The organism is Thermoanaerobaculia bacterium, assembly GCA_035260525.1.
GTDB lineage: Bacteria > Acidobacteriota > Thermoanaerobaculia > UBA5066 > DATFVB01 > DATFVB01.
This window is the reverse complement of sequence record DATFVB010000176.1, coordinates 1-16,190: the sequence shown is the minus strand read 5'-3', so window position 1 is coordinate 16,190 and position 16,190 is coordinate 1. Positions and strand designations below refer to the sequence as shown.

Annotated in this window: 16 protein-coding genes; 8 read left to right on the top strand and 8 right to left on the bottom strand. The window is 71.2% G+C overall.

Features of this window, described 5'->3' with window-relative positions:
- The 4 genes from VKH46_08785 to hemE all read right to left on the bottom strand — a co-directional run.
- Positions 1–119 (bottom strand): FAD-dependent oxidoreductase (locus VKH46_08785; protein ID HKB70925.1); only part of this gene is annotated, 119 nt, incomplete at its 3' end.
- Positions 120–202: 83 nt separating this feature from the next.
- Positions 203–1,183, bottom strand: coding sequence for a ferrochelatase (gene hemH / locus VKH46_08780; GenBank protein ID HKB70924.1), 981 nt, complete (start codon positions 1,181–1,183; stop codon positions 203–205).
- A 265-nt stretch (positions 1,184–1,448) separates the two neighbouring features.
- Positions 1,449–2,825, bottom strand: a complete 1,377-nt coding sequence (gene hemN, locus VKH46_08775; protein HKB70923.1) for an oxygen-independent coproporphyrinogen III oxidase — start codon at positions 2,823–2,825, stop codon at positions 1,449–1,451.
- Positions 2,822–3,850 (bottom strand): uroporphyrinogen decarboxylase, encoded by a 1,029-nt coding sequence (gene hemE, locus VKH46_08770; GenBank protein ID HKB70922.1) that lies wholly within the window; start codon positions 3,848–3,850, stop codon positions 2,822–2,824. The genes hemN and hemE overlap by 4 nt, the downstream gene beginning before the upstream one ends.
- An 88-nt stretch (positions 3,851–3,938) precedes the next feature.
- Here hemE and ccsA point away from each other — a divergent pair, with 88 nt between their 5' ends.
- From ccsA to VKH46_08750, 4 genes are read left to right on the top strand one after another with little or no spacing between them, the layout of a single operon-like run.
- Complete coding sequence (ccsA, locus tag VKH46_08765; protein ID HKB70921.1) at positions 3,939–4,748, top strand: cytochrome c biogenesis protein CcsA; 810 nt, start codon at positions 3,939–3,941, stop codon at positions 4,746–4,748.
- An 8-nt stretch (positions 4,749–4,756) separates the two neighbouring features.
- Entirely contained in the window at positions 4,757–6,031 is a 1,275-nt protein-coding gene (gene hemA, locus VKH46_08760) for a glutamyl-tRNA reductase (GenBank protein HKB70920.1), read from the top strand.
- Entirely contained in the window at positions 6,028–6,936 is a 909-nt protein-coding gene (gene hemC / locus VKH46_08755) for a hydroxymethylbilane synthase (GenBank protein HKB70919.1), read from the top strand. The genes hemA and hemC overlap by 4 nt, the downstream gene beginning before the upstream one ends.
- Positions 6,933–7,667 carry a uroporphyrinogen-III synthase gene (locus tag VKH46_08750; protein ID HKB70918.1) on the top strand — a complete coding sequence of 245 codons (735 nt, stop codon included), beginning with the start codon at positions 6,933–6,935 and terminating at the stop codon, positions 7,665–7,667. The genes hemC and VKH46_08750 overlap by 4 nt, the downstream gene beginning before the upstream one ends.
- Here the strand turns inward: VKH46_08750 and VKH46_08745 are convergent.
- The 3 genes from VKH46_08745 to menC are packed head-to-tail and all read right to left on the bottom strand — an operon-like array spanning position 7,649 to position 10,607.
- The gene (locus tag VKH46_08745) at positions 7,649–8,416 is read right to left on the bottom strand and encodes a GNAT family N-acetyltransferase (protein HKB70917.1); all 768 of its coding nucleotides are present in this window, start codon (positions 8,414–8,416) and stop codon (positions 7,649–7,651) included. The two genes, VKH46_08750 and VKH46_08745, sit on opposite strands and share 19 nt — an antisense overlap.
- Entirely contained in the window at positions 8,413–9,504 is a 1,092-nt protein-coding gene (locus VKH46_08740) for a M20 family metallopeptidase (GenBank protein ID HKB70916.1), read from the bottom strand. The genes VKH46_08745 and VKH46_08740 overlap by 4 nt, the downstream gene beginning before the upstream one ends.
- Positions 9,501–10,607 carry an o-succinylbenzoate synthase gene (gene menC / locus VKH46_08735; GenBank protein HKB70915.1) on the bottom strand — a complete coding sequence of 369 codons (1,107 nt, stop codon included), beginning with the start codon at positions 10,605–10,607 and terminating at the stop codon, positions 9,501–9,503. Before menC ends, VKH46_08740 begins: the two co-directional genes overlap by 4 nt.
- Before the next feature lie 35 nt (positions 10,608–10,642).
- Here menC and hemB point away from each other — a divergent pair, with 35 nt between their 5' ends.
- Genes hemB through VKH46_08715 form a run of 4 tightly spaced genes read left to right on the top strand, consistent with a single transcriptional unit; the run spans position 10,643 to position 15,167 of the window.
- Entirely contained in the window at positions 10,643–11,641 is a 999-nt protein-coding gene (gene hemB / locus VKH46_08730; protein HKB70914.1) for a porphobilinogen synthase, read from the top strand.
- Entirely contained in the window at positions 11,611–12,972 is a 1,362-nt protein-coding gene (gene hemL / locus VKH46_08725) for a glutamate-1-semialdehyde 2,1-aminomutase (GenBank protein ID HKB70913.1), read from the top strand. Before hemB ends, hemL begins: the two co-directional genes overlap by 31 nt.
- A gap of 43 nt (positions 12,973–13,015) precedes the next feature.
- The gene (locus VKH46_08720; GenBank protein ID HKB70912.1) at positions 13,016–14,005 is read left to right on the top strand and encodes a DUF2157 domain-containing protein; all 990 of its coding nucleotides are present in this window, start codon (positions 13,016–13,018) and stop codon (positions 14,003–14,005) included.
- Positions 13,995–15,167: a hypothetical protein gene (locus tag VKH46_08715; protein ID HKB70911.1), complete on the top strand. Its 1,173-nt coding sequence runs from the start codon at positions 13,995–13,997 to the stop codon at positions 15,165–15,167. The genes VKH46_08720 and VKH46_08715 overlap by 11 nt, the downstream gene beginning before the upstream one ends.
- 209 nt (positions 15,168–15,376) lie before the next feature.
- On the opposite strand, the gene VKH46_08710 is transcribed toward VKH46_08715, so the two are convergent.
- Positions 15,377–16,190: DUF4440 domain-containing protein (locus VKH46_08710; protein ID HKB70910.1), on the bottom strand; the 814-nt coding region annotated here is incomplete at its 5' end.

Here is a 16,190-nt window from a genome sequence, read left to right as displayed (position 1 = left end):
CCGCCCGGCTCGGCGGCACGCTCGAGCACGACGACGTCCGATCCGCGCCGCACGAGGCCATGCGCGCAGACGAGTCCCGAGAGCCCGCCGCCGACGACGACGGTCTCGATCGCGCTCACCGGGAGGAGGCCTCCCGCGCGTCGATCACCGCCACGGCCCCTCCTGCGCGGCGATCACCGCCACGACTCCTCCCGCGCGTCGATCACCGCCACAACTCCTCCCGCGCGTCGATCATCGACGCCAGCGCCTCGAGAAACGCCGGGTGCGCGTTCAGTCCGGGCGTCCGGCGGAAGCACGCGATGCCCGCCGCCGCCGCCGCGCGGGCGAAAAGCTGGTCGATCTCGTAGAGCGTCTCGATGTGGTCCGTCACGAAGGCGATCGGGACGACGAGGACCTGCTTCTCCCCCTTCCGCCCGAGCTCCCCGAGCACCTCGATCGTCTGCGGCCCGAGCCATTCGACGGGGCCGAGCTTCGACTGGTAGGCGAGCCCGGTGCGGCTCCCCGGGTCGAGCGCCGAGCCGATCGCCGCGACGGTCTGTCCGATCTCTCGCTCGTACGGGTCGTTCGCCTCGGTCACGAGCTTCTTCGGAATCGAGTGCGCGGAGAACAGGATGAAGGTCGCCGCCGGAGACGGGTCCGGAAACCGCGCGAGCTCGCGGCGAATCAGGACGGCGTGCGATTCGACGAACCCCGGATCCGCCGGGAAGGAGCCCGCTTCGATGAGCGCCGCCCCGGGCGCGAACCGCCGCACCGCCTCTCGCGACCGGTCGAGGGCCCCCTTGGTCGTCGTCAGCGAGTACTGCGGGTAGAGCGGGAAGGCGAGGAAACGCCGGCACCCGGCGGCGGACAGGTCCCGCACGACGTCCTCGACGAGCGGCCGCGAGCACGTCATGGCCGTCCGGACGACGACGTCGCGCCCCCGCCCGCGGAGAATCGCCTCGACCCCCGCCGACTGCTCGTCGGTGAGCCGGCGGATCGGCGAACCGCCGCCGATCGCGACGTACATCCGCTTCGACGTGCCGGCGCGGGTGACCGCAATCGACGCGGCGATCGCCTTCCTCAGGATCCCCGAACGAACGCGGATCACCTCCGGATCGGCGAAGAGCCGGTACAGGAAACCCCGCACGTCGGCGAGCGTTTCCGGCCCGCCCAGCTGGAGGAAAAGGACGGCACGGTCCGTCATGCCTTCTGGGAAAATTCGAAATTCGAAGATCGAAACTCGAAACAAATCCGAAATGCGAAGCACGAAATTCGGAAACGGCTCCGGCTCGACGGTGTCAGGGGTTCCGACGCCTCGGTCCGCTCGTCGGAGCACCGCCGCGTGGCGGGATCCTCGTCGGGCCGGACGGACACTGCGCTGACGCCCGGCCGGTCGGGTTTCGATCCTTTGAACATTCGAGATTCGAGTTTGTTTCGGGTTTCGTGCTTCGAATTTCGAATTTCTCTCCTCACAGCGTTCTCGAGAACATCGGCTTCGCCGACGCGGCGGCCAGATAGGCGTCGAAGGGCATCGCGAGGTTCCGAAGGAAGATGCGGCCGAGCTGCGTCGCGCGGATCTCGCGGCCGGAGATCTCGACGAGGCCGTCCTCCCGGCATTCTTCGAGCTTCTCGAGCGCGTCGGCGAAGGTCTCGTCGAAGGAGATCCCGAACTGCTCTTCGACCTCGTTCTTCACGATCACGCCGTGACAGAGGAGGTTCTGGATCACGATCCTCCGCATCCGGTCGTCGGCCGAGAGCCGGAACCCTCGCATCGTCGCCGGGCCCCCTTTCTCCATCGCCGCGCGGTAGCGGGCGAGGTCGCGCTCGTTCTGCACGTACGCGTCGGCGATCCCGCCGATCGAGCTCATGCCGAGGCCGAAGAGGTCGGTCCCCGCCTTCGTCGTGTATCCCTGGAAATTCCGCCAGAGGCTCCGGTCGCGGCGGGCGCGAGCGAGCTCGTCGTCGGGCCGGGCGAAATGGTCCATCCCGATGTACTCGTAGCCCGATTCCGTGAACCGCGCGAGCGCGGTCCGGAAGATCTCGAACTTCTCGCGCTCGCTCGGGAGCTTCGGCTCGTTGACCCGCTGATGCTTCTTCATCCACGGCACGTGCGCGTACGAATAGACGGCCAGCCGGTCGGGGCCGATCGAGAGGATCTTGTCGATCGTTCGGCGGAACGACTCCGGCGTCTGGAACGGCAGCCCGAAGATCAGGTCCATGTTGATGCTCGAGAATCCGAGCGAGCGCGCGGCTTGCACGAGATCGCGCGTCGCCTCGTAGGGCTGGATGCGGTTGACCGTCTCCTGCACCTTCGGATCGAAGTCCTGGACGCCCATCGAGAGACGGTTGAATCCGCCGCGGCGGAGGACCTCCAGATGCGCCGGGGTCGTCACCCGGGGGTCGATCTCGACGCCGAGCTCGGCGTCGGGGCCGAACGTGAACGAGGAATGGAGCGCGTCCGCGAGGCGTCCGAGCCGCTCGGGGTCGAAGTAGGTCGGTGTCCCTCCGCCGTAGTGGAGCTGGACGACGGGACGCGAGCGGTCGACGCGCTCCGAGAGCCAGGCGATCTCCTTCAGGAGCAGATCGAGATAGCCCTCCTCGGTGCGGTGGTTCTTCCCGGTGATGACGACCGTGCAGCCGCAGAAAAAGCAGAGCTTCTCGCAGAACGGAAGGTGCAGGTAGAGCGAAAGAGGCGAAGGCGACGGCGCGGCGTTCGACTCGGCGATCAGCTTCTCGTAGTCGGCCGGCCCGAAGTCGTCGCGCCAGGAGGGCGCGGGCGGGTAGGAGGTGTACCGCGGGCCCGCCACGTTGTACTTGTGCAGGAGCTCGTAAGAGACGTCGTTCATGGTTTCCCCCGCACCGCTTCGTAGTACGCGGCGACGGATTCGATCGGAGTCTCCGGCAGAATGCCGTGCCCGAGGTTGACGATATGCCCGAGGCCCCCGGTCTCCGCCATGATCTGCGTCACCCGGTTCGCGACCGACTCGGGCGTGCCGAAAAGCAGCGCGGGATCGAGGTTTCCCTGGAGGACGCGGCCGGGAACGCGGCGCCGGGCGTCCGAAAGCGAGCAGCGCCAGTCGATCGACAGGACGTGCGCTCCGGTTTCCGCGGCCGCATCGAGGATCCCGGCGATCCCGTTGACGAAATAGATCACGGGTTTGCCGAACCGCTCGAGCTTCGCGACGGCGTCGCGGACGTACGGCAGCGCGAACTCGCGGTACTCGGCCGGGGAGAGCTCCCCCGCCCACGTGTCGAAGAGCTGCACGGCGTCGGCTCCCGCTTCGAGCTGCGCGGCGAGGTATCCGGCGACCATGCCGGAGAGCTTCGTCAGGAGGGCGCGCAGCGCGTGCGGCTCGCGCGTGATCATCCGCTTGATCGCCGTGAAGTTCTTCGAGCCGCCTCCCTCGACGAGATACGACGCGAGCGTCCAGGGAGCGCCCGCGAAGCCGAGCAGCGCGGCGGAATCGCCGAGCGACTTCCGAAGCGATCGCAGGATGTCCATCACGAACCGGGTCTCCCCCTCCGGGTCGAACCCGTGGAGGGCGGCCACGTCGGCGCCGGTCCGCACCGGGCGGCCGAGGCGCGGCCCGCCGTCGTCGATCTCGACCGGCGCCCCCATCGCGCGGATCGGGACGAGGATGTCGGAGAAGAGAATGACGGCGTCGGGCCGGAACCGCCGGAACGGCTGGAGCGAGACCTCGACCGCCGCGTCGACGTCCTCGCACAGCCCGAAAAACGAGAGTTTCTCGCGGATCTTCCGGTATTCCGGCAGATATCGGCCGGCCTGTCGCATCATCCACGCGGGAGGCCGGTCCACGGGACGGCCGCGAGCGGCGTCGAGGAATCGCTGGCGGGACGTCGGCTCGGGCATCGTCGCGATTCTATGCTTCCGGTCGCCGCCGGAATGATCCGTTTGCACCATTTGCTCCCTTCCGTTCCCCGCTACAATCGATTCCGTGATGAGCGCCGCCCTGGTCGGAGTCCTCGCCCTCCTTCTCTACGGAGCGGCCGAGGGCTTCTCGATCGTCTCTCTCCGGAAAAACTCCGACTCGCTCGCCCGTTGGACTACGGTTTTCCTGGTCTCCGGCCTGGTCGTCCACTTCGTGGCGCTCCAGATTCGGGCGCGGAGGATCCACTCGGTTCCGTATCGCGACCTCTCCGATTCGATGTCGTTCTTCGCGTGGATGATCGCCCTCGCCTACGTCATTCTCTTCTTCCGCCATCGCGAGCGCTCGACCGGCCCGTTCCTGATTCCGCTCGTCCTCCTCTTCCTGGCGATCTCGCTCCTGACGCGTCCGGCCACCCTTCCGGCCCGCAAGGAGCTGTCGGGCTCCCTCTTCGCCTTCCACGTGACGATGGCGATCCTCGGCTACGCCGCCCTTTCGCTGTCGTTCGTCCTCGCGTTGCTCTATCTCATCCAGAACCGGCAGCTCCGCCAGCGGCGCACCGGGCTCCTCTTCTCGCGCCTTCCGGCGCTCGACGTGCTCGACCGGATGGAGCACACCGCGGTTGCCGTCGGGTTCTCCGCGCTCGCCGTCTCGGCGACGCTCGGGATGATTTGGGCGAAGAAGAACTGGGGCACGGTCTGGGACGCGAAGCTCGGCGCCACCCTCCTCGTCCTCGTCGTGTACGCGGTCGCCCTCTTCTCGGCGCCGCTGGGGCTGAAGGGGAAAAGGACGGCGTTCGTCTCGATCGTCGGGTTCTCGCTGGTGCTCTTCTCTTACACCATCGTGAACCTCTTCGTCAGCAAAGGGCACGTGTTCCGATGATCGCACCGATGGAATCGGCCCTCGTCCTCGTCGGATGGGACTTCCGCCGCACGCCGCTCTCCGTCCGGGAGCGGCTCGCATTCACTCCCGACGGCATCCGGGACGCGCTCGGAGACATCACGCGGCGGGGCGTCCTCTCCGAAGGCGTCATCGTCTCGACCTGCAACCGCAGCGAGATCTACGGCGTCGGCACCTCGGCCGACGTCGAGGAAGCGGTGACGGAGTTCGTCGCGGGCTTCCACCGCCTGCCCAAGCCCGACATCCTCGGGAGCCGCTACGGGCTCTCAGGGCCGGACGCCGTGCGCCACCTGTTCCGCGTCGCGGCGGGGCTCGAGTCGCTCGTCCTCGGCGAGGACCAGATCCTCGCCCAGGTCCGGGAAGCCCTCCGCGTCGCGTCCGCGGCCGGCGCCACGCGCTCCGTCCTTCACCGCCTTTTCCAGCAGGCCTGCGCCGCCGGAAAGCGCGTCCGCTCCGAGACGGGCGTCGGGACGCGCGCCACGTCGATTCCGGGAGTCGCCCTCGAGCTCGCGCGCAAGGTCTACGAAGACATCGACAAGCGGTCGTTCCTCATCGTCGGCGCCGGCGACATCGCCGCGATCTTCTACGACCTGCTGATCAGCCGCGGGGCGCGGTCGATCGATGTCGTGAACCGGACGTTCGACCGGGCGCAGGCGCTGACGGCCCGCGGCGGCACGCCGCGCCGCTGGGAAGAGCTCGGAGCCCGCCTTCCGCACGCGGACGTCGTCGTGTGCGCGACGGCGAGCCCTCGCCCGCTCTTCGGCGCGGCCGAGGCGTCGGCCGCGCTCTCGGCGCGGCGAGGCCGGCCGGTCCTCTTCCTCGACCTCGGCGTGCCGCGCAACATCGGCGAGGACGTCGCATCGGTCGAGAACGCGTTCCTCTACGCCGTCGACGACCTGAAGGAGATGGCCGCGCGCAACCTCGCCGGCCGCGAGAAGGACATTCCGCGCGCCGAAGGGATCGTCGAGGAGGAGATGTCCGACTTCCTCTCCTGGTACGGGTCGCTCGCCGTCGTGCCGACCGTCACGTCGCTGCGGCGCCGTTTCGAGCATGTGCGCGAGGAGGAATTCGACCGCCAGCTCTCGCGATTCGACCGCGTGCCTGCGGAGGATCGTGAGAAGATCCGGCTGCTGGCCCAGTCGATGGTACGCTCGCTCCTGCGGCATCCGACGACGGCCCTGAAGGAGGAATCGGACCCGGTGCGCCGCGTCGAGCGCGCCGAAGCGATCCGCCACGTCTTCGGGCTGGAGGACGACGCGGAGTGAAGCTTCGGCTCGGGACCCGCGGATCGGCGCTCGCGAAGACGCAGTCCGGGATCGTCGCCGGCTGGCTGCGCGCCCGGGGCGCCGAGGTTGAGATGGTCGAGATCAGGACGACCGGTGACCGGCTCTCGGAGCTGCACCAGCCGATCGAAGGAAAGGGGATCTTCACGAAGGAGCTCGACGAGGCGCTGTTCGACGGCCGGATCGACCTGGCCGTACACAGCATGAAGGACCTCCCCTCGGAGCTGCCGGACGGTCTCGAGATCGCCGCGGTCCCGGAGAGGGAGGACCCGCGCGACGTGCTGATCACCCGCGACGGAGCGCCGCTCGCCGGCCTGCGCCGGGGGGCGGTCGTCGGAACCGGCAGCCCGCGGCGCGCCGGACAGCTCAAGGCGCTCCGCCCCGACCTCTCCTGCGTCGAGGCGCGAGGCAACGTGGACACGCGGATCCGCAGGCTCCGCGAAGGCGCGTGGGACGCGATTCTCCTGGCGCGAGCGGGGCTGCGCCGGCTCGGGCGCGAATCGGAGGCCACGCAGGTGCTCGAGGTCTCGGAGATGATCCCCGCCGTCGCGCAGGGGGCGCTCGCGATCGTCACCCGCGAGGACGACGCGGCCGAGCCCGTTCGCGCGCTCGATCACGCGCCGACGCGGTCGGCCGTCGTCTGCGAGCGCCGCATCCTCCGCGAGCTCGAGGGGGGCTGCCGCGCGCCGGTCGCCGCGCACGCCGCGATGGCCGGGGGGGTCCTGTCGGTCGCGGCCGCGGTGATGTCGCTGGACGGGACGACGGTGATCCGCGTCGACCGCGAGGGCCCGGCATCCGAGCCGGAGCGGCTCGGTGCCGCAGTCGCCGCCGCGCTGATCGAACGGGGGGCCGCCGCAATCGTCGCCGCGGCGCGGGTCTCCGCATGACGCGCGTCCGCCGGTCGGCGCTCGTCGTCTATTCCGGCGGGAAGCCGTTCGCGTACGAGGAGGAGTTCGAAGCGCGCGGTTTCGGCCTTCGCGCCGTCCCGAGCCACAAGATCGAGATCACCTCCCAGGCATTCCCGGCGGGACATCGGGTCGACCGCGTGATCTTCACGAGCCGCAACGCCGTCGACATCTTCCGCCGCGGGGGTGCGACGTTTCCCGCGACGGCGCGGTATTACGCGGTCGGCGCCTCGACGCGCGCGGCCCTCGGGAAGATGGGGCTGGCCGCCGACGCGCCGGAGGACGCCTCCGCGTCGTCGCTGCTCGCCGAGCTTCCCGAGTCGCTCGCCGGAGAGTACGTCTTCTGGCCGCACGGCGACGACGCCGACCTCTCGCTCGTCGAGAACCTGAAACGGCGCGGCGCGACCGTGTTCGCCCCGGTCGTCTATCGCAAGGTGAAACTGCGGTTCCCGGCCGACCTCGCCGAGCCGATCGCCGCCCGCGCGTTCTCCGCGTTCGCGTGCACGTCGGCGGCGGCGGCCCGCTGGCTCTTCGACGGACGGTCCCCCGCCGAGCGCAAGGCGCTCGGCTCGGTGCCGGCGGCCGTGCTCGGCGCGAGCACGGCCGGGGAGCTCAAGCGTCTCGGCGTGAAGAAGACGGTCTCGGTCCCTGACGCCTCGTTCGACTCGCTCTCCGCAACTCTGATCAAGATCCTTCAGCGCTCGAAGAAATAGAACGCGCGGCCGCCGTCGAGCCGGAGCGCCGTGGCCTCGTAGCCGAGTGCCATCAGTTTCTCCGCCCGGCGCCGAAGCGCGAACCGGGCGCGCCGCGCGGCGGCCGGATCCTGCCGGTAGAGGCGGGGAGCGCCGGTCGGAATCTCGACCGAGACCCGCCGGCCCGGCCGGGGCCGTCCGAGCACGAACGGCTCGGCGCTCTCGAGGGCCGGCTCCGGCAGCGGCTGGCCGGCGGCGACCCGCCGGACGTCGGCCGACTCGAGCTCCCAGAAGACCTCGAACCGGTCGGTCGGGAGATCCGCGTAGATCCCGCCGATCGGGCCGTAGAAGTCGCGCAGGTACCGGCGAGCGCGGGCGCGGAGGCGCACGAGGTTCAGCCGGGCGTTCTTGACGAGGAGCGGATCGTACGTCCACACGACCAGCCCGATCCCGCGGTCGAGGCACCACCGGCGCTGGAAGAGCTTGAGCCGCTTCGACAGGCCGAGCCCCTGGACGTCCGGACGGACCGCGAGAAGGTGCGAATGCTGGGCGCGCCGGCGGTCGACCTCGCGCGGAAAGCCGTGGACGAACCCGAGAAGGTCGCTTCCCGAAAACGCGCCCGCCGTCAGACCTCCGGCATGCGTGATCGCGATCAGGTCCGCGACGGAGGGCGCCTCGAGGTCCGGAAGCCGCCACGCGGCTTTCGCGACCCGCTGGGCGAGGGCGAATTCCGACGGTTTCGCGAGCTCCCGGATCCGGATCGCGGTCACGCGGCATCGTCCAGGAAGCGGGCGAGGAGCGCCGCCCGGAACTCGAGGTCGTCGAGATCCACCCACTCTTCTTGCGAGTGCGCGCCCCCTCCGGCGGGCCCGAGCCCGTCGAGAGTCGGCACGCCGGCGGCGGCGGTGAGATTGCCGTCGGAGGCCCCTCCGACGCGCTCGGCGCCGAGGTCCTTTCCGAGATCGCGCGCGATCGCGCGCATCCGGTCGTAGAGCGCGCGCGAGGCGGGCGTCTCCTCCATCGGAGGGCGGTCGAAGCGCGCGTCGACCGAGACGGCGACGCCGGGATCGGCGGGCCGGTACGCCTCGAGCGCCGCGCGAAGACGCCTCTCCTCCGCGGCGGTCCAGACCCGCGCGTCGATGAGGAGGCGCGCCGAATCGGGGACGACGTTGGTCTTTCCCCCCGCCGCCGCGACCGTCGGCGTGACCGTCGTGCCCGCCGCGCGATCGGCGACCGACTCGAGGAAAAGCGCGAACCGAGCCATCTCGAGGAGCGCGGAGGAGCCCTTCTCCGGCTCGAGTCCCGCGTGGGCCGCCCGGCCGCGGAAAACGGCCTCGACGAGCCCGGTCCCCTTGCGCGCGACCTTCGCCGCCCCGCCGCCGTGCGACGGTTCGAGCACGAGGACGCGATCGTGCTCCCGGGCAAACGCCACGAGCGCGTCGCGGGAAGCCGCGCTCCCCGTCTCCTCGTCGGGCGCGAGGAAGAGGGACAGTCGCGGCCCCCGGGGCGCGGCGCCGAACCCGTCGAAGAGTGTCAGCGCGACGGCGATACCCGCCTTCATGTCGAACGCTCCCGGGCCCGTCGCGCGGCCGTTCTCGATTCGGAAGGGGCGCTCCCGGAGCGTTCCGACCGGCCAGACCGTGTCGAGATGGCCGAGGAGAAGCGTGCCCCCGGACTCCCCCGCCCCGAGCGTCGCCCGGACGGCGTCGCCGGCGCCCGGGCAGGGGATCCACCGCGCGGAAGCTCCCGAGCGCGCCAGCCGCATGACGATCCTTCTCGCGAGATCGGAAACGCGCCCGGCGTCGTCGGACGGGCTCTCGTGCTCGACCAGCCAGCGAAGGTCGGCGTCGAGCGTCACGCGGAGAATTCCTCCCGCGCGACCGTCCAGCGTTCGACGCGCTCCCGAACGACCTCGACCCCGATGCCCGGCCCGCCCGGGACCGGCATCTCTCCGTCCTTCGCCTCGAGCCCCGGCTCGACGACGTCCTCCTCGAAATATCGCGATGCGGATGACGTGTCTCCGGGCTTCGTGAAGTTCGGCAGAGTCGCGAGGTGGACGTTCGCCGCGCGTCCCACCCCCGATTCGAGCATGCCGCCGCACCAGACCGGGATCCCCGCCGCCGCGCAGACGTCGTGGACGCGGCGGGCTTCGCCGAGGCCGCCGACCCGGCCGATCTTCACGTTGACGACCCGGGCCGCCCCGATCGCCGCCGCGACGCCGGCGTCGGCGGCCGACCGGATCGATTCGTCGAGGCAGATCGGGGTCGCGAGCTCGCGGGCGAGACGCGCATGCTCCCAGAGGTCTTCGTGCGAAAGCGGCTGCTCGACGTAGTCGAGACGGAAACCATCGAGGATCCGCAGCGCCGGAGCGTCGGCCGGCGTGTACGCGGCGTTGGCGTCCACGGTGAGGTCGATCTCCGGAAAGCGCTCCCGGACGGCGGCGACGAGCGCGGCGTCGCGCCCCGGCTCGATCTTGATCTTGATCCGGCGGTATCCCTCCGCGACGTGCCGGCCCACGAGGTCGAGGAGCCCTTCGACGGAGGGCTGCAGGCCGAGCGAGACGCCGACCGGCACGCGCTCGCGCACGCCCCCGATGAGCCGCGCGAGGGGGACTCCCTTCTCGCGCGCCGCGGCGTCCCACAACGCCCCCTCGAGCGCCGCCTTGGCCATGCGGTTGCCGCGGATCGGCGCGACGAGCGCCGGGAACGCTTCCGGACCGGAAAGCGCGCGTCCGAGGACCGCCGGGACGAGGAACTCGCGCAGGACGTGCCCCGCCGACGCGTTCGTCTCCTCGGAATAGAGCGGCGCGTCGTCGGCGACGCATTCCCCCCACCCCGAGAAATCCCCGGCGTCCGCCTCGACGAGGAGGAACCGCTTCACGGCCGTCTCCCCGAAGGAGGTCCGGAAACGGAAGCGGAGCGGCATTTCGAGGCGGCGGAGCACCACCCGACGCAAACGCATCAGAGAAAGTCTCGCACAGATGGTAGATTTCGCCCATGGATTCGCCCGGTTTTCCGATCGTCCGGATGCGGCGGCTGCGCCGCACCGCGGGTCTTCGCGCGATGGCGCGCGAGACCCGCGTCTCCCCCTCCCAGTTCATCGCCCCCCTCTTCGTCCGCAGGGGAACGAACGTCCGCGAGGAGATCTCGTCGCTCCCGGGCGTCTTCCGGACCTCCCCCGACACGGCGCTCCGCGACGCCGAGTCGTTCCTGAAGCTCCGCATTCCCGCCGTGATCCTGTTCGGGATCCCCGAGCGGAAGGACGAGGAAGGGACCGAGGCGTGGGACGACGAGGCCGCCGTCCCGCAGGCCGTGCGGCTTCTCAAGAAAGAGCTTCCGGAGCTCATCGTGATGACCGACGTCTGCCTCGACGAATACACGTCGCACGGCCATTGCGGCGTCATCCGGAACGGCGAGGTGGACAACGACGCGACGCTCCCGCTGCTGGCGAAAGCCGCCCTGTCGCACGCCCGCGCCGGCGCCGACGTGCTCGCTCCGTCGGACATGATGGACGGGCGCGTCGCGGCGATCCGCGATGCGCTCGACGAGCACCGGTTCGCGGAGCGCGCGATCCTCGCCTACTCGGCCAAGACCGCCTCGGCGTTCTACGGCCCGTTCCGGGAGGCGGCGGACTCCGCCCCGAAGTTCGGCGATCGCCGCGGGTACCAGATGGACGCGGCGAACTCGCGCGAGGCGATGCGCGAGATCGAGCTCGACCTGCAGGAAGGCGCGGACGCGGTGATGGTCAAGCCCGCCCTGTCGTACCTCGACACGATCGCGAAGGCCCGGGCGCGCTTCGACTGCCCGATCGCCGCGTACAACGTCTCCGGCGAATACGCGATGGTGAAGGCGGCGGGCCGCAACGGCTGGATCGACGAGAAGCGCGTGACGTGCGAGATCCTCACGTCGATCGCCCGCGCGGGCGCCGACTGGATCCTCACCTATCACGCGAAGGAAGCCGCGGCATGGCTCGCCGACGGCACGTTCCTCGCGTGACCGCGAAGAAGCGCCGCGCTCCCCTGCGTCCCGCGCGGAAGACCGCGCACTCCCGGGCGATCTTCGCGGAGGCGAAGACGCTCCTGCCCGGGGGGGTCGACTCGCCGGTCCGCTCCTTCGCGGCCGTCGGCGGCGACCCGTTCTTCGTCCGCCGCGGCTCCGGCTCGAAGCTCCGCGACGCCGACGGCAACGTCTACCTCGATTACGTCATGTCGTACGGCCCGCTGCTCCTGGGCCACGCGCCGGGGGCGGTCGTGCGGGCGATCCGATCCGCCGCCGAGCGCGGCACCTCGTTCGGCGCGCCGACGGAGCTCGAGGTGATGCTCGCCCGCCGGGTGCGGAAGGCGTTTCCATCGATGGAGAAGCTGCGGTTCGTCTCGTCGGGCACCGAGGCCGCGATGAGCGCGATCCGCCTGGCGCGCGGGGCGACGAAACGCGACGGGATCGTCAAGACCGAAGGGGGGTACCACGGGCATGCCGACTCCTTCCTCGTCGCGGCGGGAAGCGGCGCCGCGACCCTCTCGATCGCGGGAAGCCCCGGGGTCCCCGCGGCGGTCGCGGAAAAGACGCTCGTGATTCCGTACAACGACGCCGACGCGCTCGAGGCCGCTTTCCGCGCGCATCCCGGCGAGATCGCGGCCTTCATCGTGGAACCCGTCGCCGCGAACATGGGAGTCGTGCCGCCGAAGGCCGGCTACCTCGCGGCCGCCCGGGAGATCACGCGCCAGCACGGCGCGCTCCTCATCTTCGACGAGGTGATCACCGGATTCCGGGTCGCCCTCGGCGGAGCGCAAGAGCTCTACGGAATCCGCCCGGACCTCACGTGCCTGGGCAAGATCATCGGCGCCGGCCTCCCGGTCGGCGCGTACGGCGGGCGCGCCGATCTCATGGCGATGATCTCCCCCGACGGCCCCGTCTACCAGGCGGGGACGCTCTCCGGGAACCCGCTCGCGATGAGCGCCGGGATCGCGATGGTCGACGCACTGACGGCAGATCCGCCGTACGCCGCGCTCGAGGGGAAGGCGGCCGAGTTCGAGCGTCGGATGCGGGCGGAGATCGAGGCGGCGGGAGCGACGGGGAAGGTCTGCTGGAACCGCGTCGGCTCGATGGGAACGCTCTTCTTCACCCCGGGCCCCGTGACGAATTTCGCGCAGGCGCGCCGCTCCGACACCGCGGCCCACGCGCGCTTCTTCCACGCGGCGCTGGATCGCGGCGTCTTCCTCGCGCCCGCCCAGTACGAGGCGATGTTCTTCTCGACGGCGCACACGGACGCCGAGATCCGGAAGACCGCGCGGGTCCTCGGGGAGGCGCTCCGGATCGCCCTCGGCTAGCGCGGCGACCGGACGCGCGCGCGGCACGGTCCGGGCTTTACCCTTGGATGTATCCTCCCCGTACTTGAACCCGGAAGTCGCCCAGGCCGTCGATCGGCTCGCCGAAGAAGGGGTGCTCCCCGCGGAGGCGGTCCCGCGTCTCTCCCGGATCGCGCGCGGCGAGCTTCTTTCGCTCCGCGCCGAGCTCCGCGTCCTGCTCTACGCCGGGGTGACGCTCGTCGCCGCGGGCGCGGCGGAGTTCGTGCGCCGGCACTACCGCCAGATCGGGCCGCTCGCGATCACCGCCGTCCTGACGCTCGCCGCGGCCGGTGCGTTCCTCTACGTGCTGCGTCGGGCGCGGCCGTTCTCGCGGGGCGCGGTCCCCCCGCCGACGCTCGCTTTCGATTACGTGCTCGTGCTCGGCGTGCTCCTGTTCGGCTCGGACCTCGCCTATGTCGAGACGCAGTTCCGCGCGCTCGGAACCGACTGGCCCTACCACCTGCTCCTCTTCTCCCTCGTGGCGCTCGCCGCCGCCTACCGCTTCGACTCCGCGGCGACGCTGTCGCTCGCGCTCTCGGCGTTCGCCGCCTGGCGCGGGATCGCCGTCCGCGATCCTCTGGCCGTCTTCCTCGGCAGCCGCACCGCGGCCGTGCGCGCGAACGCGCTCGCGTGCGGCCTTCTCTTCCTCGCCGCGGCGGCCTTCACGGCGCGAAAGCGCTTCAAGGCGCACTTCGAGCCGGTCTGGGGAAACCTCGGGCTCCTGCTCCTTTTCGGCGGCCTGCTCTCGGGGGCCCTCGGCGGCTCCCGGTGGATGCTCTGGGAAGCCCCCCTCCTCGCCGCCGCCGCGGCCGTTCTCGCCGTCGCGATCCGCGGCGCGCGCGAGCTCTACGCGGCCGCCGCGATCCTGGCCGGCTATCTCGGCGCGATGCGGATCATCCTGCACCCGATCCGCGGCGATGCCGCGCTCTTCACCATCGTCGCGATCTCCGCCTCGGCCGTCCTCCTTCTGCTCCTCCGGCTTCACCGCATACTGAAGGCGCGCCGTGCGGCCTGAGCTCGCCGCCGCGAGACGCCGGGCGGAAGTTCGCGCCGCCGCCCGCGACTGGGAGCGGGCCGGGCTGATCGGCGCCGGCGCGCGCGAAGCGATCGACGCCCGTCATCCGGACGATCGCGTGTCGAAAAGCCCGGTCTGGCGTGCGCTGATCTTCATCTTCGTCTGGGTGATCGCCTCTTCCGCGGCGGGCGTCGTCTTGGCGGTCGTTCGGCCTTCGGAGTATCCGGGCGCCATGCTCGCCATCCTCTTCGGCGCGGTGCTCGCAGCGGCGACGGAGATCGAGCAGGGTCCCGGGAAGATGGACGGGACCGGCGCCGAGGCGGCGACGTCGTTCCTCGCGGTGACCTCGATCGTCGTCGGCGCCGCCGTCCTCTTCGACCAGGGCCCGCCGGCCGTCCGCCTCGGAAAGATTTTGCTTCTCTCGGCCGCCCTGTGGGGAACGGCGTCGTGGCGGTGGGGCTTCCCGATCTACGCGCTCTTCTCGACGATCCCGGCCTTCTTCGCCGCGGCCGTGCTCGCGCGCGACGTCCGCGTCGTCTGGGTCGCGGCCGCGGCGGCCGCGATGGTTCTTTCGACGGCCGTGCGGCGCCTTCGCATCGGTGCGAGCGGCAGGTCGGCCTGGGCGATGGTGACCGCGGCCGCCCTCGCGGCGCTGTACGCGGCGGTCAATCTGTACTCGTTGGATCACGCCTGGCTCGAGGAGCTCCGGCCGGGCTTGTCTCCGGCGCCGCCGACTCTTCCGGGCGCGCGCGTCCTGGCCGCGACGGCCACCGCGCTCTTCCCTCTGGCCGTCCTCGCCGCCGGTCTCGTCCGCCGGCGCCGGCTCCTCATCGATCTGGGGCTCGTGTTCTCCGCGCTCTCGCTCGTCACGCTCCGGGCCTACGTTCGCCTCGGGCCGCTCTGGCTCGTTCTCGCCGAAGGCGGCGCCGCGGCGATCGTCGTGGCCCTCGCCGCCGAGCGCTGGCTCGACGCCGGCCCGGGGCGGGAGCGCGGCGGCCTCACCGCCGACGCGCTCTTCGAGGACGCGCGCCACGTGCGCGCGGTCTCTGCGGCGGCGACGGTGCTCGCGCTCTCTCCCGAGGCGAGGACCGCGCCGGCCGGCGCCGAGCTGAAGCCGGGGGGCGGCTCATACGGAGGCGGCGGCGCGACCGGAGAGTTCTAGCGCCGGTCGATCGTTCTTTCTGGCATCAATCGGCCGTTCATTCCGATTCCGGTGCCGTCTCGGTTCACGAACAGTCGAAAGCGCGGCGAGACGCGAGCGAGGCGGGATGCGGGCCGCCCGGCCCGCGGCCGAGTCGTACCGGTGGCGTACGGCGAGCGCCGCTGGCGGGCGGCACGCGCCCGCAGTCGCTCGATGTATCGCCGCGCGGGCTATTTCAGCTTGCGGTACGCCTCCAGCGCCCGCGCATAGCACTCGGCGCCTTCCGGATTCGTCTCCAGGTCCTTCATCCAGGGCACCGCGCTCCTCACGAGAGCGGCATCGCCGCTTTCGACGACGATGAACGCGGCGTCGCACGACGTCGCGACGCCGAATCGGGCCACGTCGATCCATCCCACGTCCCGGATCGTCGTCTGGAGCTCGCGGGCCGCGTGGGAGCGTGCGGCGCGCAGCGCCTCGCCGGAACCGCCCGCCGACTGGAGCGACCGGATCTTCGCGGCGCGGGAACGCAGGCGGTCGCCGATGGTCCGAACGAAGCCTTCCGAGAGTCCTCGAGGATCGGGAATCGCGATGACGTCGGTCGGCGGCGCGAGCCGGACCGGCTCCGGAACCGCCGCGGGGACCGCCGGAGGAGCAGCCGGGGTGGGTGCGACGATCGGCGCCGCCGCCGCGTTCGCCGGAGCGGGCAGGGCCCCGGCCGGAGGGGTGGACGGCGCTTCCCCTCCCCGCATTTCCCTTCCGATCTTCCAGGTCCCGTCCGCCTGCCGCTTCCAGACGGCGATCCGCGGAGTCCGGCGGGTCGCGAGCGCGCCCCCGGCTCCCGCCTCTTCGGCCGCGACCGTCCCGGTCTCCACCGCGAGATCGCCGCAGACGTCGAGGGTCGCCGCCTCGAACTGCTCCCGGGCGGCCTTTCGATCCGACGCGCGACGGGCGATCCACCGCCGCACCGCCGCCTTGCCGTACATCGGCTCCTCTCCCGCGGGGAAGAAGACGACGTCGTCGGCGTAAATCTCCATCGTGGCCGCG

What these genes read in the sequence shown, in the direction of transcription:
- VKH46_08750 (HKB70918.1), top strand. Translation starts at nt 6,933, where the DNA reads ATGACGCGCGTCCGCCGGTCGGCGCTCGTCGTCTATTCCGGCGGGAAG.
- hemH (HKB70924.1), bottom strand. Translation starts at nt 1,183, where the DNA reads ATGACGGACCGTGCCGTCCTTTTCCTCCAGCTGGGCGGGCCGGAAACG.
- hemB (HKB70914.1), top strand. Translation starts at nt 10,643, where the DNA reads ATGGATTCGCCCGGTTTTCCGATCGTCCGGATGCGGCGGCTGCGCCGC.
- ccsA (HKB70921.1), top strand. Translation starts at nt 3,939, where the DNA reads ATGAGCGCCGCCCTGGTCGGAGTCCTCGCCCTCCTTCTCTACGGAGCG.
- hemE (HKB70922.1), bottom strand. Translation starts at nt 3,850, where the DNA reads ATGCCCGAGCCGACGTCCCGCCAGCGATTCCTCGACGCCGCTCGCGGC.
- hemL (HKB70913.1), top strand. Translation starts at nt 11,611, where the DNA reads ATGGCTCGCCGACGGCACGTTCCTCGCGTGACCGCGAAGAAGCGCCGC.
- hemA (HKB70920.1), top strand. Translation starts at nt 4,757, where the DNA reads ATGGAATCGGCCCTCGTCCTCGTCGGATGGGACTTCCGCCGCACGCCG.
- menC (HKB70915.1), bottom strand. Translation starts at nt 10,607, where the DNA reads ATGCGTTTGCGTCGGGTGGTGCTCCGCCGCCTCGAAATGCCGCTCCGC.
- hemN (HKB70923.1), bottom strand. Translation starts at nt 2,825, where the DNA reads ATGAACGACGTCTCTTACGAGCTCCTGCACAAGTACAACGTGGCGGGC.